This is a genomic window from Kitasatospora dryopteridis (assembly GCF_050749075.1).
Taxonomy (GTDB): domain Bacteria; phylum Actinomycetota; class Actinomycetes; order Streptomycetales; family Streptomycetaceae; genus Kitasatospora.
On the sequence record NZ_CP192749.1, the window covers coordinates 7,260,620 to 7,277,880 of the forward strand.

Sequence of the window (17,261 nt, forward strand, 5' to 3'; positions counted from 1 at the left end):
AACGCGCAGCCGGCAGTGGTGCGGCGGACGGCCGGTGTGCGATTGTGCCGTGAGGATCCCCGTCACCGGTGGGGGACGGGTACGCCTGCGGAGCGGAGTTTGGCCTCGGTGAGTGCGGTCAGCCGGGCTGAGACCGGGGCCTGGTCCCCGCGGTGGTTGTCGATCAGCTTGTACTGGGCGGAAGCGTTGCGCCAGGCCCGAAGACTGGTGGGATTCCCCAGCAGTGCGGGGTTGGCGAGGTAGTGGTCGGCCATGGCGGTCGCGAGTTCGTCGATCCTCGGGTCGTCCGGTTCCCAGGTCTCGGCCTCCCGGCCGCGCTTGGTCAGGTCGATGTACTCGGGGTCCTCGAGCCGGTGTTCGAGCTGGGTCAGGAAGCCGTCGAAGCCCTCCGGCACCAGCGCCCTGGCCAGCACCAGGGCCTCGCGTTGCGCAGCCACGTAGTCGGGACCGAAGCCGAGGCCGGGCATCCGGTCCAGGATCGCGGAGGCGCGGTCGGGCAGCAGGGCCCGGTCGCCGTCGGCGAGCCGGTGCAGCGTGTCGCGGCGCGCGATCAGGTCCGAGATCCGTTCGGTGAGCTGCCGCTCCACCTCGGCGAGGGAGGCGGCGAACTGCTCGGCGTCGGCGTCGAGCAGGGGCCCGATCTCGGCCAGCGGCACCCCGGCGGCGGCCAGCGTCCGGGCCTGCACCAGCCGCAACAGGTCGGCCGATCCGTACCGACGGTAGCCGGAGCCGTCGCGTTCCGGCTCCTCGACCAGGCCGAGCTTGTGGTAGTGCCGCACCGTCTTCACCGTGACGCCGACGTATGCCGCCGCCTGCCCGATCGTGATTCCGTTCGTCATCTGCTCAGCCTGCCTCGCGCTCGGGCTCGGCGGCTACATGCACCGCGGCCGAGCGTGTGGACGGGCCACGCCGAGATCGCCCGGCTCGGCGTGGCCCCGGTTCGTGTTCTCCCCGGTACGCGACCGGAACGGGCCGACCGGCCCTCGAAGCGTACGGGGCACAGGTGTTCAGTCCGTCGGCCGAGCCGGGTCGGCCTGCCCGCCGCAGAACACCTCGTTGACGAGCCTCTGTTGGGCGTTCTGGAATGCTGCCGCCATGGACAGTTCGGCGTCGTCCACGCAGTTCAGCCCGGCCGTGAGGGTCTTGCTGCCGTCGGGCGTGCTGTACATCAGCGCCACCGAGCCACCCTGAGCGCCGTTGTGGTGGAAGACGGTGCCGCCCGGGCCCGCGTCCTGCGCGAACACCCCCAGGCCGTAGCCGACCTTCGCCTCCGGCGTGCACATCTCGGCCAGCAACTCGGTCGGCAGGAGCCTGCCGCCCATCAGCGCGGAGAAGTACGTGTGCAGATCCCGAGTGGTCGAGATCATGTCACCGCCGGCCGAAACCCAGGAGGGGTTCTGACGGGTGATGTCGACCGTCTTCTCCTGCCCGGCAACCTCGTAGCGGTAGTAGCTGTGGTTGTGCGGCTCGGGGATCTCCGGGGAGGTTCCCGGCGCCACGGTGCCGGTCATCCCCAGCGGTGCCAGGATCAGCCGCTGCAGCTCCTCGGCGAACGAACGGCCTGTGACCTTCTCGATCACCAGCCGGGCCAGCACGTAGTTGGTGTTGGAGTAGCTCCAGTCCGCTCCCGGCTCGAACCGCGCCGGCTTGGACAGCGCCAGCCGTACCAGCTCCTCCGGCCGGTAGGTCTTGAACCGGTCGTCCACCCACTCCTTGCCCGGGGTGCCGTAGGGCATGGGAATCCCCGGCGCGAACGTCCCGTCCTCGTAGAGCTCGCCGGTGTGGTTGAAGATTCCGCTGGTGTGCTGCAGCAGCATCCGCACCGTGATCCGCCGGTCCAGCCCGAACCCGGGCAGGTGGTCATCGGCCGGGGCGTCCAGGCCGATCCGGCCCTCGGCCGCCAGCATGAGCACCGAGGTCGCGACGAAGTTCTTGGTGGTGCTGCCGATGCGGAAGTGCCCGTCGGTCAGCGGCCCGGCGCTCCGGCCCAGCTCGCGTGCCCCGGCGCCGCCCACCCATTCGCCCTGCTCGTCGTTCACCCGCAGCTGCACCCCGAGGAAACCGGACTCGACGATCTCCTCGATCGCCTTCTGCAGCTCCGGGCGATCCTGCCCCTGGTCGGAAGGGGTGATGGACATGGTGCTCCTTCAAATCCGTTGTACCCGAGTCGGCGTCGGGCCGCTGCGACGAGCCTCCACCCCGCCCCGAGGTCAACCTCAACTGTGTTCTGGCTCACAGCTGCTCTTTGGGGGAGTCGGAACAGTCCATCGCCCTCGGTCCGGAGAAGCGCACCGACCGGCGGATCGGCAGCGGTCGATCCGGACCTTCTCATCGCCCCGGGGCGGCAGGGCCGGCACGGCTTCGTCCGTCAATGACCCGTCAGGAACGTTGCCGTAGGCGTCAAGGTGGATCCTGGCCGCAGGCCTGCTCGCCCTCGCGGCGCTCGCCGCCCTGCAGCGCACATTCACCGTCCGCTTCCGCCGCCTGGTCAACCCGCTGCTTGCCGCCCTTACCCTCCTCACCGCGGTCGCCCTGCTCGCCGGCTGCACCTCACCACGCAGGCCGACCGGCACCTGGTGGTGGCCAAGAGCAACGCCTACGACTCCGTCCTCGCCCTGAACCGAGCCAGGGCCGCCGCCTACGACATGAACGCGGACGAGAGCCGCTTCCTCACCGACCCGGCCCGGGCTGCCGCCTACGAGCAGGGCTTCATCGACATCGAGAGCGCCCTCGGCGACTACGACCTGCAGCTGAAGGCCGCCGCCGAGGCGCATCGCGCCGATCACAGCGACGTCCCGTTCGGCAGCTTCCTCGGCGACGAGCTGCGCAACATCATCTTTCCCGGTGAACAGGGCGCCGCCGAGCGGGTACTGGACGCCTTCCGGCAGTATCAGCTCGACGACCGGACAACGCGTGCCTTGCGTGCCCGGGGCCGTTTCAAGGAAGCCGTTACCTTCAACACTGGCCTTGCGGCCCGGCCAGTCCAACGCCGACTTCGCCGAGCCCGCCGCCGCGCTGGACGCCGTCCTCGCCGTCAACCGGCAGGCGATGGACCACGCAGTGGCCCGGGCGGACGGTGAGCTCGGCGAAGCCTCGGCCGCCGTTGTGCCGCACTGCTGGCCGTGCTCCTCGCGCTCACCGTCCTCGGTCGGCGGCCCCGCCCGCGCGAGTACCGCTGACGTGCGCGAGCAACGTCAGCGGTCCAGCGGTGGTCAGCGGCCCTCGCGGTCGAGGGAGGAGACCTCGCGCACGGCATCGGCGACGGCCGGCGAGTCCTTCTTCAGGATCGCACCGTGGTTGCTGGCGACCTTCGCGCTGATCTTGATGTTCGCGTTGCGGGCGGTCACCGCATCGAGGCTGGTGCGGATCCGCTCCTGCTCGTCGCCGCGGCTTCCGAGGGATGATCCCGAGGCGACCACGTACCGCACCGGGACGGTGATGCCGTCCAGCACGGGGCCCAGCTCACGCTCACGGGAGATCAGGCCGAGCTCGATGTTGCAGTTCGCCAGCTCCTCGGCGTTCATCCGCGGGGTCAGGCCCGTCGGGCGCAGCAGCGGCAGGAACCAGCTCCACTGCCGGAACTGCTTGCGGATCCGCTCTTCCATGGCCTCGTCGAGCCAGTCGTACGGGAATGCGCCGTCCACCAGGACGGCACCCACGGCACGGTCCGGGTTCCGCCGGGCCCAGTGCGCCGCGAGGAACGCGCCGTAGGACCAGCCGACCACCAGTGCCCGGTCCACGCCCCTGGCCGCGAGGACGGCATCGACGTCCCGGACGGCGGCCTCGAAGGAGTAGTCCGCCGAACGCTTCGACTTCCTGCCGCGGGCCCGCTCGTCGTAGGTGATGTGCCGCCACCCCGGCCCCAGTTCGGCGATGAGCCGCCGCCAGTACCCCTGGGTGGCGAACTGGCCGTTGAGGTAGACCACGGGGATGCCGGGGCCGCCGGTGTCGGTGACGGCCAGGGCCGTGTCGTCGACCGGCACCATGCCGGTCCACTGCGAACCGGTCGAGGACGTGCTGTTCTTCGTCATGGCGTTCCCCCTGGTCGTGTCAGGCGTGTTGTACGGCTTCTCGTGGCCCTGTACGTGGATCGCGGGCCCGTGGGGACGGCCGGCCGGGTTGCCGGGCAACGGGCCGGTGGGCCCGGCCGGGCCGTCCTGGTTCCGGTCGTTCAGAGGCTGCGGGCGGTGATGTCGCCGTGGGAGGTGGTGGCACGGATGTCGAGGTCGGCGGTGCCGTCGTTCTTGAGGGTGTTGCTGATGCGGCCGTGGTCGGTGCCGGCGTCCAGGGCGGCCGAGACGCCGGCGGCGGCGCCGACGGTGATGTCGCCGGACTGGGTGCGGAGCACGACCGTGCCGCGCGCGGCCTCGGTGATCCGGATGTCGCCCCTTGCGGTGCTGATGTCCGCCGGGCCGCCCAGCCGGCCGATCTCCACGTCGCCGTCGGTCGCGGTGAGGCGGACGCTCGCGGCCTCGTCTAGCTTGATCCGGCGGTACGCGCCGTCGAAGGCGACGTCGCCGAGGCGGCCGACGCCGCGGAGCTCGGAGGCCGCGGCCCTGCCCTCGACGTGGGAGCCGGCGGGCAGCTGGACGGTGACCTCCACGGACCCGGAACCGACGAGCGGATTCTTGGGCTCGGGGATGTGGATCCGCAGGACGCCGTCGGCGTAGGCGACGGTGGTCTGCTCGGCGGTCCGGACGTCGCGGCTCTTGGACGGGTCGGCGGGCAGGACCTCGACGGTGGTGTCGGCGCGGTCGGCGGCGACGAGCCGGATGCGCCCGGCGGGGATGTCCAGGACGGCGGAGATCGGGGCGGGGGTGTCGAACTTCTGCATCGTGTTCTCCTGTGCTCGCTCGCTGTTTCTGACATGGGAAACGCTACGTTGCTTTCCATGTGCCAGCAACAGTCTCGTTGCGCATGCGTATCATTTATGCAGCTCAAGTGCGTGAAATCGTTGCAACTGTCCTGAAGGTAATGCAACGGCGACTGCCCGATCGTTGCAATGGATAAGAAGTGAACGCCATGACGGGGAATCAGCCGCGCCCACCCGTCGGGCAGCCGTCCGGTCCCGACCACTCTTTGTCCCGGCAGCCTCCGCCTCGACGGGGCGCTGACAGGAGGCCGGCCCGAGCGCCGCCGTTCGGGGCGGAGCATCGCAGGCTTACCGGTCGGCATGGCGGTCACCGGCACCATCACCACCCTGCTGTTCTTCTACGTGGCCCGCGCGAGGTGGGGCACGCCGGTGTGGCTGGTCGCCACCGGCGCGACGGTGCTGCTCTTCGTGGACCAGCTCCGCAGCGGCGAGGTGTCACCGCTGCGAGCCCCCGGCACGGCCGTCTTCCTCAACCGGGGCAAGCAGACCACGCCCCTGGCGATGCGCGCCAACGTCGAGCACAACCACGTGCGGCACGACCAGGTCGTGATCCTCTCCATCCAGACCGAGCCGGTGCCCCGGGTGCCGGTCGAACGGCGGATCGTCGTCGACGACCTCGGCTACGCCGACGACGGGATCACCCATGTCGCCGCCCGGTTCGGCTACATGGAGACACCCGACGTGCCCGGTGCACTGGCGCTGCTCGACCCGACCGCGACCGAGGGCGAGCTGCAGCTCGACCGGGCGACCTGCTTCCTGTTGAAGATCGAGCTCCGGCGCGGCAAGGAACCGACCATGGCGCCGTGGCGCAAGCGGCTGTTCATCGCCACCTCCTACATCACGGCCGACGCCGCCGAGTACTTCGGCCTTCCGCGCGACCGCACGGTCATCATGGGCTCCCACGTCGAGGTGTAGGCCCTCTCCTTCGGATCTCGTCGGATCGGCGGGCGGTGCTGGGCGCACGGCGGGTTCCGAAGGGGGAGCGCCCAGCCAGGCGATCTCCTGTCAGGAGCGGCCGAACCAGCGGCGCTTGGCCCGGGGCTGGGGCGCGGCGCCGTTCGCCGGGGCCACGGACGGGTCGTCGTACTCGCGGGAGATCACCTGGACCTGGCCCGACTCGGCGTCGTGGCGCACCGTGTCCAGGCCCTGGCGGTCCAGTTGGGCGATGGTGTCCGCGTGGGTGGTGGTGTTCAGGGCGAGCATTCCGACCTTCGGGTGCTTCCGGCCGGGCTTCACCTCCTCGCCGAGCAGGATCTGCATCAGGCGGTCGGCGGAGGCCGAGGGCAGGTCCTCGTCCACGGCGACGTGCAGCATCAGGTGTTCCTCGCCGCCGGCCTGCCACCGGACCTGCGCCACCCACACCGAGCGGACGGCGGGGAACTCGCGGATCCGCCGCACCAGTGCGTCGCGCAGGGCGACCGCCACCGGGTCGGTGGACCGGCCGAGCTTCATTTCCGCCCCGGGCCCGTAGGTCGCCCAGTCCCGCAGCACCTGCTCGGGGAAGATCGCCTGCCCGCTCCGGGAGCGGACCCCGAGCACGGCGACGCCGGTCTTCTCCAGGATGTCCCTCAGCCGCGCCGTGTCGCAGTGCACCATCCCGGCGGCCGCCGGCAGCAGTTCCGCGCCGAGCGCCGCGTCGGTGAACCCGAGCAGCGTGGGCGGCTGTTCGTCGTCGGGGAGGAACACCACCGATCCGGTGTCGGTGACTGGAACGAACACCCCGCCCTCGAACAGTGCGGCGAGCACCGCCTCCGGCGCGGGCTCGTGCCCGTCCGCACGGCGGTCGAGAAGGTCGGCGAGACGTACATTCGAAGGTTCGATCACGCGTGCAGCGTAGTGCCGGCGTGCAGACCGGCCTTCAGTGCGCGCAGCAGCGCCGGTTCGTCGTCCACCACCAGGATGTGGCTCATGCCGCCACACCGCCGTCCGCCGGGTCGGCCGCCCCGGCCGCCGGGAGGGTGAGGAGCATGGTGGTGCCGCCGCCGGGGGTGTCCTCGACGCCCAGGGAGCCGCCCATGGCCTCGGCGAGGCCGCGGGAGAGGGCGAGGCCGAGGCCGACGCCGGTGGTGTTGTCGTTGTCGCCGAGGCGCTGGAAGGGCAGGAAGACCCGGTCGCGGTCCTCGGGCGGGATGCCGGGACCGCGGTCGACGACGCGGACCTCCACCCGGCCCCGGTGGTGACTGGCGGCGACCAGCACGGGTGCGCCCGGGGCGTTGTGGCGCAGGGCGTTGGTCAGGACGTTGGCCAGCACCCGCTCGAGCAGCGGCACGTCGGCCAGGACCGCAGGGACGGTGTCGAGGTCCAGCGGCTGAACGGCGGCATCCGACTGCGCGAGCGAGTCCATCGCGCGCCGCAGCACCTCGTCCAGCGGGGTGGGCTCCAGGTGCAGGGTGAGGACACCGGCCTGGAGGCGGCTCATGTCGAGCAGGTTGTCGACCAGGCGGGTCAGCTTGACCAGCGACTCGTCGGCCACGGCGAGGAGTTCGGCCTGGTCCTCGTCGGAGAACTCGACGTCGGGACTGCGGAGCGAGCCGATCGATGCGAGGGCGGCGGCGAGCGGGGTGCGCAGGTCGTGACTGACGGCGGCGAGCAGGGCGGTGCGCATCTTGTCGGCGGCCTTGATCGGTTCGATCTCGGCGGCGACGGTGGCGAGCCGGTCGCGTTCCAGCGCGGCGGCGACGTGCGCGGTGAAGGCGGTGAGCACCCGGTGGTCGGCGGCGGGCAGTCGGCGTCCCGCGAGGATCAGCAGTGCGTTCGACCCCACCGACACCTCGGTGACCACCCGGTCGGCGGCCGGGGCCTCGCCCTCGGCGTCGCTGCGGGCCAGCGTCTCGCCGCCGGCCCGGTCGAGCAGCGCCACGGAGTCCATGCCGAACGCGGTGCGGGTCTTGTCCAGCAGGGCGGGTACGGCCTCGGCGCCGCGCAGCACGCTGCCGGCGAGTGTGGAGAGGGTCTCGGCCTCGGCGGTCGCCCTGGCCGCCCGGGTGGTGAGCCGGGCGGCGCGGTCGACCACGGTGGAGACGGTGAGGGCGACGGCGGCGAACACCACCAGCGCGATCGCGTTGTTGGGCTCGCTGATGGTGAACGTGTGGACGGGCGGGATGAAGCAGTAGTTGAGCAGCAGTGAGGCGACCAGCGAGGCCAGCAGCGCCGAGGTGGCCCCGCCGAGCAACGCGACGGCCACCACGCCGAGTTGGAAGATCAGGGCGTCGGTGGTGAGGTTCAGGCTCCCGGTGAGCCGGGAGAGGACGACGGTGAGCAGCACGGGAAGCAGCAGACCCGCGGTGCAGCCGGCGACGGTCCGGCGACGGGAGTGCCTGCGGCCGAGGGAGGGCAGCCGGCCGCGTCCGGTGAACTCGTGGGTGACCATGTGGACGTCGATGTCCTCGGACAGGTCCACGGTGGTCTCGCCGATGCCCGGGCCGGTGAGGAAGCGGTTGAGACGGCCGCGGCGGCTGGTGCCGAGGACCAGCTGGGTGGCGTCGTGGGCGCGGGCGAAGGAGAGCAGCGCGGTGGGGATGTCGTCGCCGACGACCACGTGGTAGCCGCCGCCGAGGCTCTCCACCAGCCGCCGCTGCTCGGCGAGGGCCCCGGGTGATGCTCCGGCCAGGCCGTCGCTGCGGGTGACGTGGACGGCGAGCAGCTCGCCGCCGGCGGTCCGGTCTGCGATCCGGGCGGCGCGACGGACGAGGGTCTCGCCCTCGGGGCCGCCGGTCAGCGCCACGACGACGCGTTCGCGGGTCTCCCAGACGCGGTCGATGTCGTGGGCGGCGCGGTAGTCGCGCAGCCCTTCGTCGACCCGGCCGGCCACCCAGAGCAGGGCCAACTCCCTCAGCGCGGTGAGGTTTCCCACCCGGAAGTAGTTGGACAGTGCGGCGTCCACCTTCTCCGCCTTGTAGACGTTTCCGTGGGCCATGCGGCGGCGCAGGGCCTGTGGGTCCATGTCCACCAGTTCGATCTGGTCGGCGCGGCGGACCACCTCGTCGGGGACGGTCTCGCGCTGCGGGATTCCGGTGATCTTCTGGATGACGTCGTTCAGCGACTCGAGGTGCTGGACGTTGACCGTGGTGATCACGTCGATGCCCGCGGCCAGCAGTTCCTCGACGTCCTGCCACCGCTTGGCGTTGCGGCCACCGGGGATGTTGGTGTGCGCCAGCTCGTCCACCATGACCACCGCCGGACGGCGGTCCAGCACGGCGTCGAGGTCCATCTCCTGGAAGTCCGTGCCGCGGTAGCTGCGGGTGAGCCGGGGCACCAGCTCCAGCCCCTGAAGCATGTTCTCGGTGTGACGCCGGCCGTGGCACTCGATGAAGCCGACCACCACATCCGCACCGCGGTCCCGTCTGCGACGGGCCTCGTCCAGCATCCGGTACGTCTTTCCGACGCCGGGAGCCGATCCGAGATAGACCCGCAGCCGCCCACGGCGGACGGCGGTGCCGGGGGTGAGGTCGTGGGGCATGGACGCTGCTCTTTCTGGACGAAGGACGGCCGGTACGAAGTGGATCCCGATGCACGGGCAACCGACCCGGGTGCGGAGGCTGCCCTCCACACCTGGGTCGGTTCGGTCACTCGGACCACTGGCGCGACATCACTCGGTCTCGCTCAGTGCTTTGTTCAGCAGGACGACGTTGACGCCGTCCTGGCCGAGGAAGCCGAGCGAGCGGCCCTCGGTGTACTTGTCGACGAGCCTTTTCAGCGTCTCGGCTGGGATGCCGCGGGCCTTGGCCACCCGGTCGACCTGCTCCCTGGCGTAGGCGACGGAGATGTGCGGGTCGAGGCCGGAGCCGGAGGCGGTGACCGCGTCGACGGGGACACTCGCCGGGTCGACGCCGTCGAAGGCGGCGATCGCGGCACGGCGTTCCCGGACGGCCTTCAGCAGGTCCTCGCTGTTGGGGCCGAGGTTGGACGCGCCGGAGCTCTTTGGGTCGTAGGCGTAGGCGGCGGGGCGGGGCTGGAACCACTTGGGGTCGGGCGGCGCCTGCTCGTCCGGGTCGTCGCCCGTTTTTGAATCAGAAGAGGCCTTCTTCGGGAGGTTGTAGTTCTGGCCGAGCAGGCTGGACCCGATCTCCTTGCCGTCGGCCTTCACGATCGATCCGTCGGCCTTGGCCGGGAAGGCGACCTGGCTGACGCCGGTGACGAGCAGAGGGTAGGCGAGGCCGAGGATGACGGTCATCACCAGCAGCATCCGCAGCGCGGTGAGGTGGGTGCGCAGAATGGTGGGCATGTGTGCTGGCCTCTCTCAGCTCAGGCCGGGGATGAACTGGACGACCAGGTCGATCGCCTTGATCCCGATGAAGGGGACGACGAGGCCGCCGATGCCGTAGATCCCGATGTTCCGGGCCAGCAGCGAACTCGCTTCCGCAGGCCGGTACTTCACGCCGCGCAGGGCGAGCGGGATCAGGCCGACGATGACCAGGGCGTTGAAGACGATCGCCGAGGTGATCGCGGACTCGGGGCTGTGCAGGCCCATGATGTTGAGGTGGCGCAGGCCCGGGTACACGCCCGCGAACATCGCGGGGATGATCGCGAAGTACTTGGCGACGTCGTTGGCGATCGAGAAGGTGGTCAACGCGCCCCGGGTGATCAGCAGCTGCTTGCCGATCTCGACGATCTCGATCAGCTTGGTCGGGTTGGAGTCCAGGTCCACCATGTTCCCGGCCTCCTTGGCGGCCATGGTGCCCGTGTTCATCGCCACACCGACGTCCGCCTGGGCCAGCGCCGGCGCGTCGTTGGTGCCGTCACCGGTCATCGCGACCAGCTTGCCGCCCGCCTGCTCCTTCTTGATCAGCGCCATCTTGTCCTCGGGAGTCGCCTCCGCGAGGAAGTCGTCCACACCGGCCTCCTCCGCGATCGCCTTCGCAGTCAGCGGATTGTCACCCGTGATCATGACGGTCTTGATGCCCATGCGGCGCAGCTCCTCGAAGCGCTCCCGCATTCCCTCCTTCACCACGTCCTTGAGATGGATCACCCCCAGCACACGGGCAGGACTGGCACCGTACTTCGCGGCGACCACCAGCGGGGTGCCGCCGGCGGCGGAGATCCCGTCGACCAGGGTCGAGAATTCCTTCGTGACGGTGCCGCTGTGGTCCGTCACCCACTTGGTGACGGCGGCGGCCGCGCCCTTGCGGATCTGGTGGAGGCCGTCGGCCTCGTCGAGATCGACGCCGGACATCCGGGTCAGGGCGGTGAACGGCACCCAGGTGGCGTGTGCCAACTCGCCCTGCGCGCGGGCCCGCAGACCGTACTCGGTCTTGGCGAGGACGACGATCGAGCGGCCCTCGGGGGTCTCGTCCGCGAGCGAGGAGAGCTGGGCGGCGTCGGCCAGCTCCCCGGTGGATATGCCTGCGGTGGGGAGGAATTCGGCGGCCTGTCGGTTGCCGAGGGTGATGGTGCCGGTCTTGTCGAGCAGCAGGGTGTTGACGTCGCCGGCGGCTTCGACGGCCCGGCCGGACATGGCGAGCACGTTGCGCTGCACCAGGCGGTCCATACCGGCGATGCCGATCGCGGACAGCAGAGCACCGATGGTGGTCGGGATGAGGGCGACGATCAGCGCGACCAGCACGATCATCGACTGCGGGGCGCCGGCGTAGGTCGCCAGGGGCTGCAGGGTGACCACGGCGATCAGGAAGACGATCGTCAGCGACGCCAGCAGGATGTTCAGCGCGATCTCGTTCGGGGTCTTCTGGCGGGCCGCGCCCTCGACCAGGGCGATCATCCGGTCGATGAAGGTCTTGCCGGGCTCGGAGGTGATCTTGACGACGATCCGGTCGGAGAGCACCCGAGTGCCGCCGGTGACGGCGCTGCGGTCGCCGCCGGACTCGCGGATCACCGGGGCGGACTCACCGGTGATCGCCGACTCGTCGACGCTCGCGACGCCCTCGACGACGTCTCCGTCACCGGGGATGATCTGCCCGGCCTCCACGACGACGTGGTCGCCGAGCCGCAGCGCGGTGCCGGAGACCTCCTCTTCGGCACTACTGGCGGGCCAGTTGAGCAGGCGGCGGGCCATGCTGTCGGTCTTGGTCTTGCGCAGGGTGTCGGCCTGGGCCTTGCCGCGGCCCTCGGCGACGGCCTCGGCCAGGTTGGCGAAGACCACGGTCAGCCACAGCCAGGCGGTGATCGCCCAGGCGAAGACGGACGGGTCGGCGACGGCGGCGACCGTGGTGACGACCGAGCCGACCTCGACCACGAACATCACCGGGTTCCTGACCATCACCCGCGGGTCGAGCTTTCTCACCGCGTCCGGCAGGGACTTCACGATCAGCTTCGGGTCCAGCAGACCGCCCTGGACTCTGTGCGGGGTCGCGCTCTGCTCGACCGGTGCGGGGGCAAGGGTGGTGGACATCAGCTGAGACCTTCTGCGATCGGGCCGAGAGCCAGGGCCGGGAAGTAGGTGAGGCCGACGACGATCAGCACGACGCCGGACAGCAGGCCGACGAACAGCGGCTTGTGGGTGGGCAGGGTGCCCGCGCTCGCCGGGACCGGCTGCTGCTGTGCGAGCGAACCCGCCAGCGCCAGCACGAACACCATCGGCAGGAACCGGCCGAAGGCCATCGCCAGGCCGAGCGCGGTGTCGTACCACTCGGTGTTCACCGTGATGCCTGCGAACGCCGAGCCGTTGTTGTTGGCGGCGGAGGTGAAGGCGTACAGCACCTCGGAGAAGCCGTGCGGGCCGCTGTTGAGCATGCTCGCGCGCTCACCGGGCAGCGCCATGGCGATGCCGGTGCCGACCAGTACGATCGCCGGGGTGGTGAGGATGTACAGGGAGGCGAACTTCATCTCCCGACCGCCGAGCTTCTTGCCCAGGTACTCCGGGGTCCGCCCGACCATCAGACCGGCCACGAACACCGCGACGATCGCCAGGATCAGCATGCCGTACAGGCCCGAGCCGGTACCGCCGGGCGCGATCTCGCCCAGCATCATGTTGAACACCGTCAACCCGCCGCCGAAGGCGGAGAACGAGTCGTGGAAGGAGTTCACCGCACCGGTCGAGGTCAGCGTCGTCGACGCCGCGAACAGACTCGAGGCGGCGATGCCGAACCGCTGCTCCTTGCCCTCCATCGCACCGCCGGCCGCCTGCATCGCGGTACCCGCGTGCTGGTGCTCGAAGAAGGTGATCAGCGCGGCGGAGGTCACCCAGAACAGGCCCATCACGGCGACGATCGCGTAGCCCTGGCGGTTGTCGCCGACCATCCGGCCGAAGGTCCGGGGCAGCGAGAAGGAGATCACCAGCAGCAGGAAGATCTCCAGCCAGTTGGTGAAGCCGTTCGGGTTCTCGAAGGGGTGGGCGGAGTTGGCGTTGAAGAAGCCGCCGCCGTTGGTGCCCAGCTCCTTGACGACCTCCTGCGAGGCCACCGGCCCGCCGGGTATCGACTGGGTGCCGCCGCCGAGGGTGGCGACGTCGTGGAAGCCGTGGAGGTTCTGCACCACACCGTTCGCGACCAGGATCAGCGCGAAGACGATCGAGAGCGGCAGCAGCAGGCGCAGCACGATGCGGGTGAGGTCGACCCAGAAGTTGCCGACCCGATCGGTGCGGTTGCGGGTGAAGCCCCGGATCAGGGCGGCGACGATCGCGATGCCGACGGCCGCCGAGACGAAGTTCTGCACCGCCAGGCCGGCCATCTGCACCAGGTGCCCCATCGCGGCTTCGCCGCTGTAGGACTGCCAGTTGGTGTTGGTGGTGAAGGAGACCGCGGTGTTCCACGCCTGGTGGGCCTCCATCTCCGGCACACCGAGGCTCAGGAGCAGGTGCGTCTGGAGGCGGATCAGGCCGTAGAGGAAGAGGATCGACAGGGCCGAGAAGGCCAGCACCGAACGCAGGTAGACCGGCCACCGTTGGTCGGCGTCACCGTCGACGCCCACCAACCTGTACAGGCCGCGCTCGATTCTCAGGTGCTTGGCGGAGGTGAGGAGCTTGGCGATGTAGTCGCCGAGGGGGCGGTAGCACAGGGCCAGGGCGCCCACCAGGGCAAGGGCCTGCAGCCAGCCGGCAGCAGTGGAGCTCATGTCAGAACTTCTCCGGGTAGATCAGCGCGACGACGAGGTAGCCGACGAGCGCGACGGCGACGATGAGACCTGCGATGTTGTCGGCGCTCACAGCTTCTCCACCCCCTTCGCGATCAGGGCGATGACGGCGAACACGGCGACCGTGACACCGACGAAGAGGAGATCTGCCATGGGTTCCACCTGGTGGCTCAGGGACCCGGCCCGGGGGCCGACACGGTCCGCACTTCGCCGGCGGGTGGCCGGCAGAGGAAGCCAATCAGCACGTCAGGGGGCTGTCCGGGGTCCCTGACACGGTCCATACGGGGAGGCCGGAAACATTGACGCCCTCTTGACGGCCCCGGCCCGCATGACGTCGGCCGGACGTGACGACGAGGCCCCTCACGGGGGCCGGGACAACCGTCCCGAGTCATCGATCGGCCGGCCAACGGCTGCTGTTCGGCCGGTGGTTCAGCCGTGTGTGCCTTGGGCTGCAGCATGGGGCAGCAGATGCCGACTCCACTGCGCCGAACCCGCGCGCGGGTCCGATACTCATGCGTGTCCGACCAGGAGGATCGGCAGAATACGGTCATGGAATCGCTGGACGTGCCCGAGCTCGCCACGGATGAAGGGCTCACCCTTCGGCCGTGGTGCCTTGCCGACCTGGACCTCGTTCGTGAAGCGTCCCAGGACGATTACATCCCGTTGATCACGACGGTGCCGGCGCAGTACTCCGAAGCGGAGGGCGTTGCCTTCATCGAGCGTCAATGGGGTCGCGCTGCCACTGGGGCCGGGTATCCGTTCGTGATCGCGGGTGAGGACGGCAAACCGGTGGGCGCCGTCGGTCTGTGGCTGAGGAACATCGGTGAGGGGCGTGCGTCCCTGGGCTACTGGGTGGTCGAATCGGGCCGCGGGCGGAGGGCTGCCGGGGCCGGACTGTCCGCAGTCGTCCGATGGGCTGTCGCGGATCTCGAGATCCCCCGACTCGAACTGTACGTAGAACCCTGGAACGCGGCGTCCTTGAAGACCGCCGAGCGGGTCGGGTTCAGGCGCGAGGGGTTGCTGAGGAGCTGGCAGCGGGTGGGGGACGAACGCCGGGACATGTTCATGTACTCGTTCCTCCGGGATGACGGCTGACCGCCCCCGGCGCCGGCACATCGGGGCGATGACGTGGTCGGCCCGGGGCGCTCACGGACGTGTGGGGGCGTCGACCGGGGACAGGAGCCGGGTGACGTCGTGGCGGTACCGGAACTCCTGGTTGCAGCAGCCACCCGATGCCGAGCGGTGACGACCGGGCCTGCCGGGTCAGGATGTCCGGCGGGCCCCGCGGCCGGACGAGGTGCGGGCGAACCAGGTCCGCGCCTCGCCGGTGGACAGGACACGGGTCAGTTCGGCCGTGCCCGGGAGCAGCGGGAAGAACCGGTCGGCGTTCCAGTTGTACTGGTACGTCAGGTCGTCCAGCACGAGCAGGCGGCGTCCCTCCACCACGGGGATGTCGTCGGGCAATCCCTCGTGCCAGATCCGCCCGCCGTCCGGGGTGAGGAGTTGGAAGGCCCCGGTCGCGACGGTCCCGGTACGCGTTCGGGGCCCGTGGCCAGGCGGACGCTCTCCGCCGACGGTGCGGCGCCGGGCACGTGGCCGCCGCCGATGAGAACGTGGGCGAGCAGTGTGTGCAACTGGTAGTTGTCCCCGATGCCGCCGATGCGTACCTCGAACCCGGTCCCGGTGGGCCGGTGCAGCACCACCAGGGGCTCGTCGTCCAGGACCGCCAGCGCGTGGGCCAGGCACTTGAGGTCGTGCCGCCCCAGGGCCGTCAGGTCGCGGCAGGCGGGAAGGAGCGCGGACGCGTGCCGGCGGCGCACCTCGGCGCTGCGGCACAGCACGGCCAGCGCGGGCGGCTGCCACTCCTCGACCCAGCACCAGGCCGGCGCCAGCCGCAGAGCCTGGTGCGCCTCGCCGCCCAGCTGGGCCATCAGCGCGTCGTCGACGATCTTCTCGTCGGGCTCCGGCAGCTCGTCCACGGCCCCGCCGGCGGCCGTCCAGCGGCGGGCGAACTCCAGGGCATCGAGCAGGTCCCGGTGGGTGCCGTCGAGGATCGGTTCCGCGCAGACCGCCGGATCGGCCCCGCGTTCCACGCAGAAGCCGGGTGCCGTCGCCGGCATCGGGCGCGGGCCGGTGGGCGGAAAAGGCGGGGAGCAGTGCGGCCAGCCGGGGCCCTCCGGGACGCATTCGGCGTCCGTCGCCGACCGGAGAGCACTCGTCGTGGCGTTCAAGGCCCGCTCGGTGCGGGCACCGTGGCGAGCGGCCACTGCCTGCTCCAGCTCGGACACGGCGGCGGCCGACGTTTCGCAAGGAGCCGTGCCGATCGTCGACGGCACCCTGGTCCCCACCCGCGACCACGGCATCGCCGAGCGGTCCGAGAACTACCGGTACTCCACCAACCACCAGGTCGTCATCGGCGCCCAAACCCGCCTGGCCGTGGCGATCGGCAGTCCCCTCCCGGGCAACCGGAACGACTGCAAAGCCCGGGAGGAGTCCGGCGCCAAGGCCGCCATCGGCAGAACGACCACGACCGCCGACGGCGGCTACCCGGGCACAGGCCCGGTCATCCCGCACCGCAGAACGCGCGGCGGCGAACTGACCGAGTGGCAGGCTGAGCACAACCTCGCCCTCACGGGACGACTCCCGCCCGGTACGGGACCGGGAGGTGGCCGGCTCGGGAATGCTCAGTCGAGACAGAACTCGTTGCCCTCGATGTCCTGCATCGGGATGCACGCATCGTTGCCGTCGTACAGCGTTTGCACGTGTACCGCGCCGAGCGGGACCAGTCGTGCACATTCGGCCTCAAGTGCGGCGAGGCGCTCTTCACCCACGAGTCCGGTGGCGACCCGCACATCGAGATGCAGCCGGTTCTTGGCGGCCTTCCCCTCGGGGACGCGCTGGAAGTACAGTCGCGGGCCGACACCTGAGGGGTCACTGCAGGCGAACCACGAATCCCGCTGCTCGGGGGGCTGCGAGCGCTTGAAATCGTCCCACGTGGCAAACCCCTCCGGTGGCGGCGGTACGACGTACCCCAACACCTCGCACCAGAAACGAGCGAGGCGCTCGGGTTCTGCGCAGTCGAAGGTGACTTGGAACTTCTTGATCGCTGACATCGGCGCACCATACCAGGGAGGACTCTGCCGCTCCGCCCATTTCCAGGTGGATCCGTCCGCGACCCCGTCGCGCCCTGGACCACCACTGGTACGAGGAGATGCCCGCGCGGCGGCGCACCGCGCATTCCTCACGGCGCATCCGGGCCGAACACGGCATCGCCCGCCTGAAGAACTGGCGGGCGCTGTCCCGTCACCCCGGTCGGCGCGAGCACATGGGCGACACCGCCCAGGCCATCGCCGGCCTGCTCCCA

Annotated in this window: 16 protein-coding genes and 1 pseudogene; 4 read left to right on the forward strand and 13 right to left on the reverse strand. The window is 70.5% G+C overall.

Annotated features, from left to right (window positions below; translation table 11 throughout):
- Positions 1-62: 62 nt before the first annotated feature.
- Positions 63-839 carry a MerR family transcriptional regulator gene (locus ACQ614_RS32900; RefSeq protein WP_431682671.1) on the reverse strand — a complete coding sequence of 259 codons (777 nt, stop codon included), beginning with the start codon at positions 837-839 and terminating at the stop codon, positions 63-65.
- Between the two features lie 168 nt (positions 840-1,007).
- Positions 1,008-2,138 (reverse strand): serine hydrolase domain-containing protein, encoded by a 1,131-nt coding sequence (locus ACQ614_RS32905; protein WP_431682672.1) that lies wholly within the window; start codon positions 2,136-2,138, stop codon positions 1,008-1,010.
- Positions 2,139-2,576: 438 nt separating this feature from the next.
- On the opposite strand from ACQ614_RS32905, the gene ACQ614_RS32910 reads away from it, so the two are divergent.
- Positions 2,577-3,080: a hypothetical protein gene (locus ACQ614_RS32910; protein ID WP_431682673.1), complete on the forward strand. Its 504-nt coding sequence runs from the start codon at positions 2,577-2,579 to the stop codon at positions 3,078-3,080.
- A 132-nt stretch (positions 3,081-3,212) separates the two neighbouring features.
- Here the strand turns inward: ACQ614_RS32910 and ACQ614_RS32915 are convergent, their stop codons facing one another.
- Positions 3,213-4,031, reverse strand: coding sequence for an alpha/beta fold hydrolase (locus ACQ614_RS32915; protein ID WP_431682674.1), 819 nt, complete (start codon positions 4,029-4,031; stop codon positions 3,213-3,215).
- Between the two features lie 140 nt (positions 4,032-4,171).
- Complete coding sequence (locus ACQ614_RS32920) at positions 4,172-4,834, reverse strand: DUF4097 family beta strand repeat-containing protein (protein WP_431682675.1); 663 nt, start codon at positions 4,832-4,834, stop codon at positions 4,172-4,174.
- A gap of 339 nt (positions 4,835-5,173) precedes the next feature.
- Here ACQ614_RS32920 and ACQ614_RS32925 point away from each other — a divergent pair, with 339 nt between their 5' ends.
- Positions 5,174-5,788, forward strand: coding sequence for a KUP/HAK/KT family potassium transporter (locus ACQ614_RS32925; RefSeq protein ID WP_431682676.1), 615 nt, complete (start codon positions 5,174-5,176; stop codon positions 5,786-5,788).
- A gap of 90 nt (positions 5,789-5,878) precedes the next feature.
- Here the strand turns inward: ACQ614_RS32925 and ACQ614_RS32930 are convergent, their stop codons facing one another.
- The 6 genes from ACQ614_RS32930 to kdpF form a co-directional block, all read right to left on the reverse strand.
- Entirely contained in the window at positions 5,879-6,697 is an 819-nt protein-coding gene (locus ACQ614_RS32930; RefSeq protein ID WP_431682678.1) for a hypothetical protein, read from the reverse strand.
- 82 nt (positions 6,698-6,779) lie between these two features.
- A complete protein-coding gene (locus ACQ614_RS32935) occupies positions 6,780-9,332 on the reverse strand; it encodes an ATP-binding protein (RefSeq protein WP_431682680.1) in 2,553 nt (850 codons plus the stop codon).
- 129 nt (positions 9,333-9,461) lie between these two features.
- Positions 9,462-10,097: a K(+)-transporting ATPase subunit C gene (gene kdpC, locus ACQ614_RS32940; protein WP_431682681.1), complete on the reverse strand. Its 636-nt coding sequence runs from the start codon at positions 10,095-10,097 to the stop codon at positions 9,462-9,464.
- A 15-nt stretch (positions 10,098-10,112) separates the two neighbouring features.
- The gene (gene kdpB / locus ACQ614_RS32945; RefSeq protein WP_431682683.1) at positions 10,113-12,218 is read right to left on the reverse strand and encodes a potassium-transporting ATPase subunit KdpB; all 2,106 of its coding nucleotides are present in this window, start codon (positions 12,216-12,218) and stop codon (positions 10,113-10,115) included.
- The gene (gene kdpA, locus ACQ614_RS32950) at positions 12,218-13,879 is read right to left on the reverse strand and encodes a potassium-transporting ATPase subunit KdpA (protein ID WP_431682684.1); all 1,662 of its coding nucleotides are present in this window, start codon (positions 13,877-13,879) and stop codon (positions 12,218-12,220) included. Before kdpA ends, kdpB begins: the two co-directional genes overlap by 1 nt.
- Position 13,880: 1 nt before the next feature.
- Positions 13,881-13,970, reverse strand: coding sequence for a K(+)-transporting ATPase subunit F (kdpF, locus tag ACQ614_RS32955; RefSeq protein ID WP_107486849.1), 90 nt, complete (start codon positions 13,968-13,970; stop codon positions 13,881-13,883).
- 476 nt (positions 13,971-14,446) lie between these two features.
- Between kdpF and ACQ614_RS32960 the strand changes: the two genes are divergently transcribed.
- A complete protein-coding gene (locus tag ACQ614_RS32960) occupies positions 14,447-14,992 on the forward strand; it encodes a GNAT family N-acetyltransferase (protein WP_431682686.1) in 546 nt (181 codons plus the stop codon).
- Between the two features lie 168 nt (positions 14,993-15,160).
- Here the strand turns inward: ACQ614_RS32960 and ACQ614_RS32965 are convergent, their stop codons facing one another.
- Both ACQ614_RS32965 and ACQ614_RS32970 read right to left on the reverse strand, forming a co-directional pair.
- On the reverse strand, positions 15,161-15,319 hold the full coding sequence (locus ACQ614_RS32965; protein ID WP_431682688.1) for a hypothetical protein: 159 nt from the start codon (positions 15,317-15,319) through the stop codon (positions 15,161-15,163).
- A complete protein-coding gene (locus ACQ614_RS32970) occupies positions 15,304-15,990 on the reverse strand; it encodes a hypothetical protein (protein ID WP_431682689.1) in 687 nt (228 codons plus the stop codon). The genes ACQ614_RS32965 and ACQ614_RS32970 overlap by 16 nt, the downstream gene beginning before the upstream one ends.
- A 211-nt stretch (positions 15,991-16,201) precedes the next feature.
- Between ACQ614_RS32970 and ACQ614_RS32975 the strand changes: the two are divergent.
- Positions 16,202-16,519 (forward strand): annotated as a pseudogene (locus ACQ614_RS32975) (transposase); the annotation flags it as partial.
- A 62-nt stretch (positions 16,520-16,581) separates the two neighbouring features.
- Here the strand turns inward: ACQ614_RS32975 and ACQ614_RS32980 are convergent.
- The gene (locus ACQ614_RS32980; protein WP_431682690.1) at positions 16,582-17,010 is read right to left on the reverse strand and encodes a VOC family protein; all 429 of its coding nucleotides are present in this window, start codon (positions 17,008-17,010) and stop codon (positions 16,582-16,584) included.
- Positions 17,011-17,261: the final 251 nt, after the last annotated feature.

What these genes read in the sequence shown, in the direction of transcription:
- ACQ614_RS32900 (WP_431682671.1), bottom strand. Translation starts at nt 839, where the DNA reads ATGACGAACGGAATCACGATCGGGCAGGCGGCGGCATACGTCGGCGTC.
- ACQ614_RS32915 (WP_431682674.1), bottom strand. Translation starts at nt 4,031, where the DNA reads ATGACGAAGAACAGCACGTCCTCGACCGGTTCGCAGTGGACCGGCATG.
- kdpC (WP_431682681.1), bottom strand. Translation starts at nt 10,097, where the DNA reads ATGCCCACCATTCTGCGCACCCACCTCACCGCGCTGCGGATGCTGCTG.
- kdpA (WP_431682684.1), bottom strand. Translation starts at nt 13,879, where the DNA reads ATGAGCTCCACTGCTGCCGGCTGGCTGCAGGCCCTTGCCCTGGTGGGC.
- ACQ614_RS32935 (WP_431682680.1), bottom strand. Translation starts at nt 9,332, where the DNA reads ATGCCCCACGACCTCACCCCCGGCACCGCCGTCCGCCGTGGGCGGCTG.
- kdpB (WP_431682683.1), bottom strand. Translation starts at nt 12,218, where the DNA reads ATGTCCACCACCCTTGCCCCCGCACCGGTCGAGCAGAGCGCGACCCCG.
- ACQ614_RS32925 (WP_431682676.1), top strand. Translation starts at nt 5,174, where the DNA reads ATGGCGGTCACCGGCACCATCACCACCCTGCTGTTCTTCTACGTGGCC.
- ACQ614_RS32920 (WP_431682675.1), bottom strand. Translation starts at nt 4,834, where the DNA reads ATGCAGAAGTTCGACACCCCCGCCCCGATCTCCGCCGTCCTGGACATC.
- ACQ614_RS32905 (WP_431682672.1), bottom strand. Translation starts at nt 2,138, where the DNA reads ATGTCCATCACCCCTTCCGACCAGGGGCAGGATCGCCCGGAGCTGCAG.
- ACQ614_RS32980 (WP_431682690.1), bottom strand. Translation starts at nt 17,010, where the DNA reads ATGTCAGCGATCAAGAAGTTCCAAGTCACCTTCGACTGCGCAGAACCC.
- ACQ614_RS32960 (WP_431682686.1), top strand. Translation starts at nt 14,447, where the DNA reads ATGGAATCGCTGGACGTGCCCGAGCTCGCCACGGATGAAGGGCTCACC.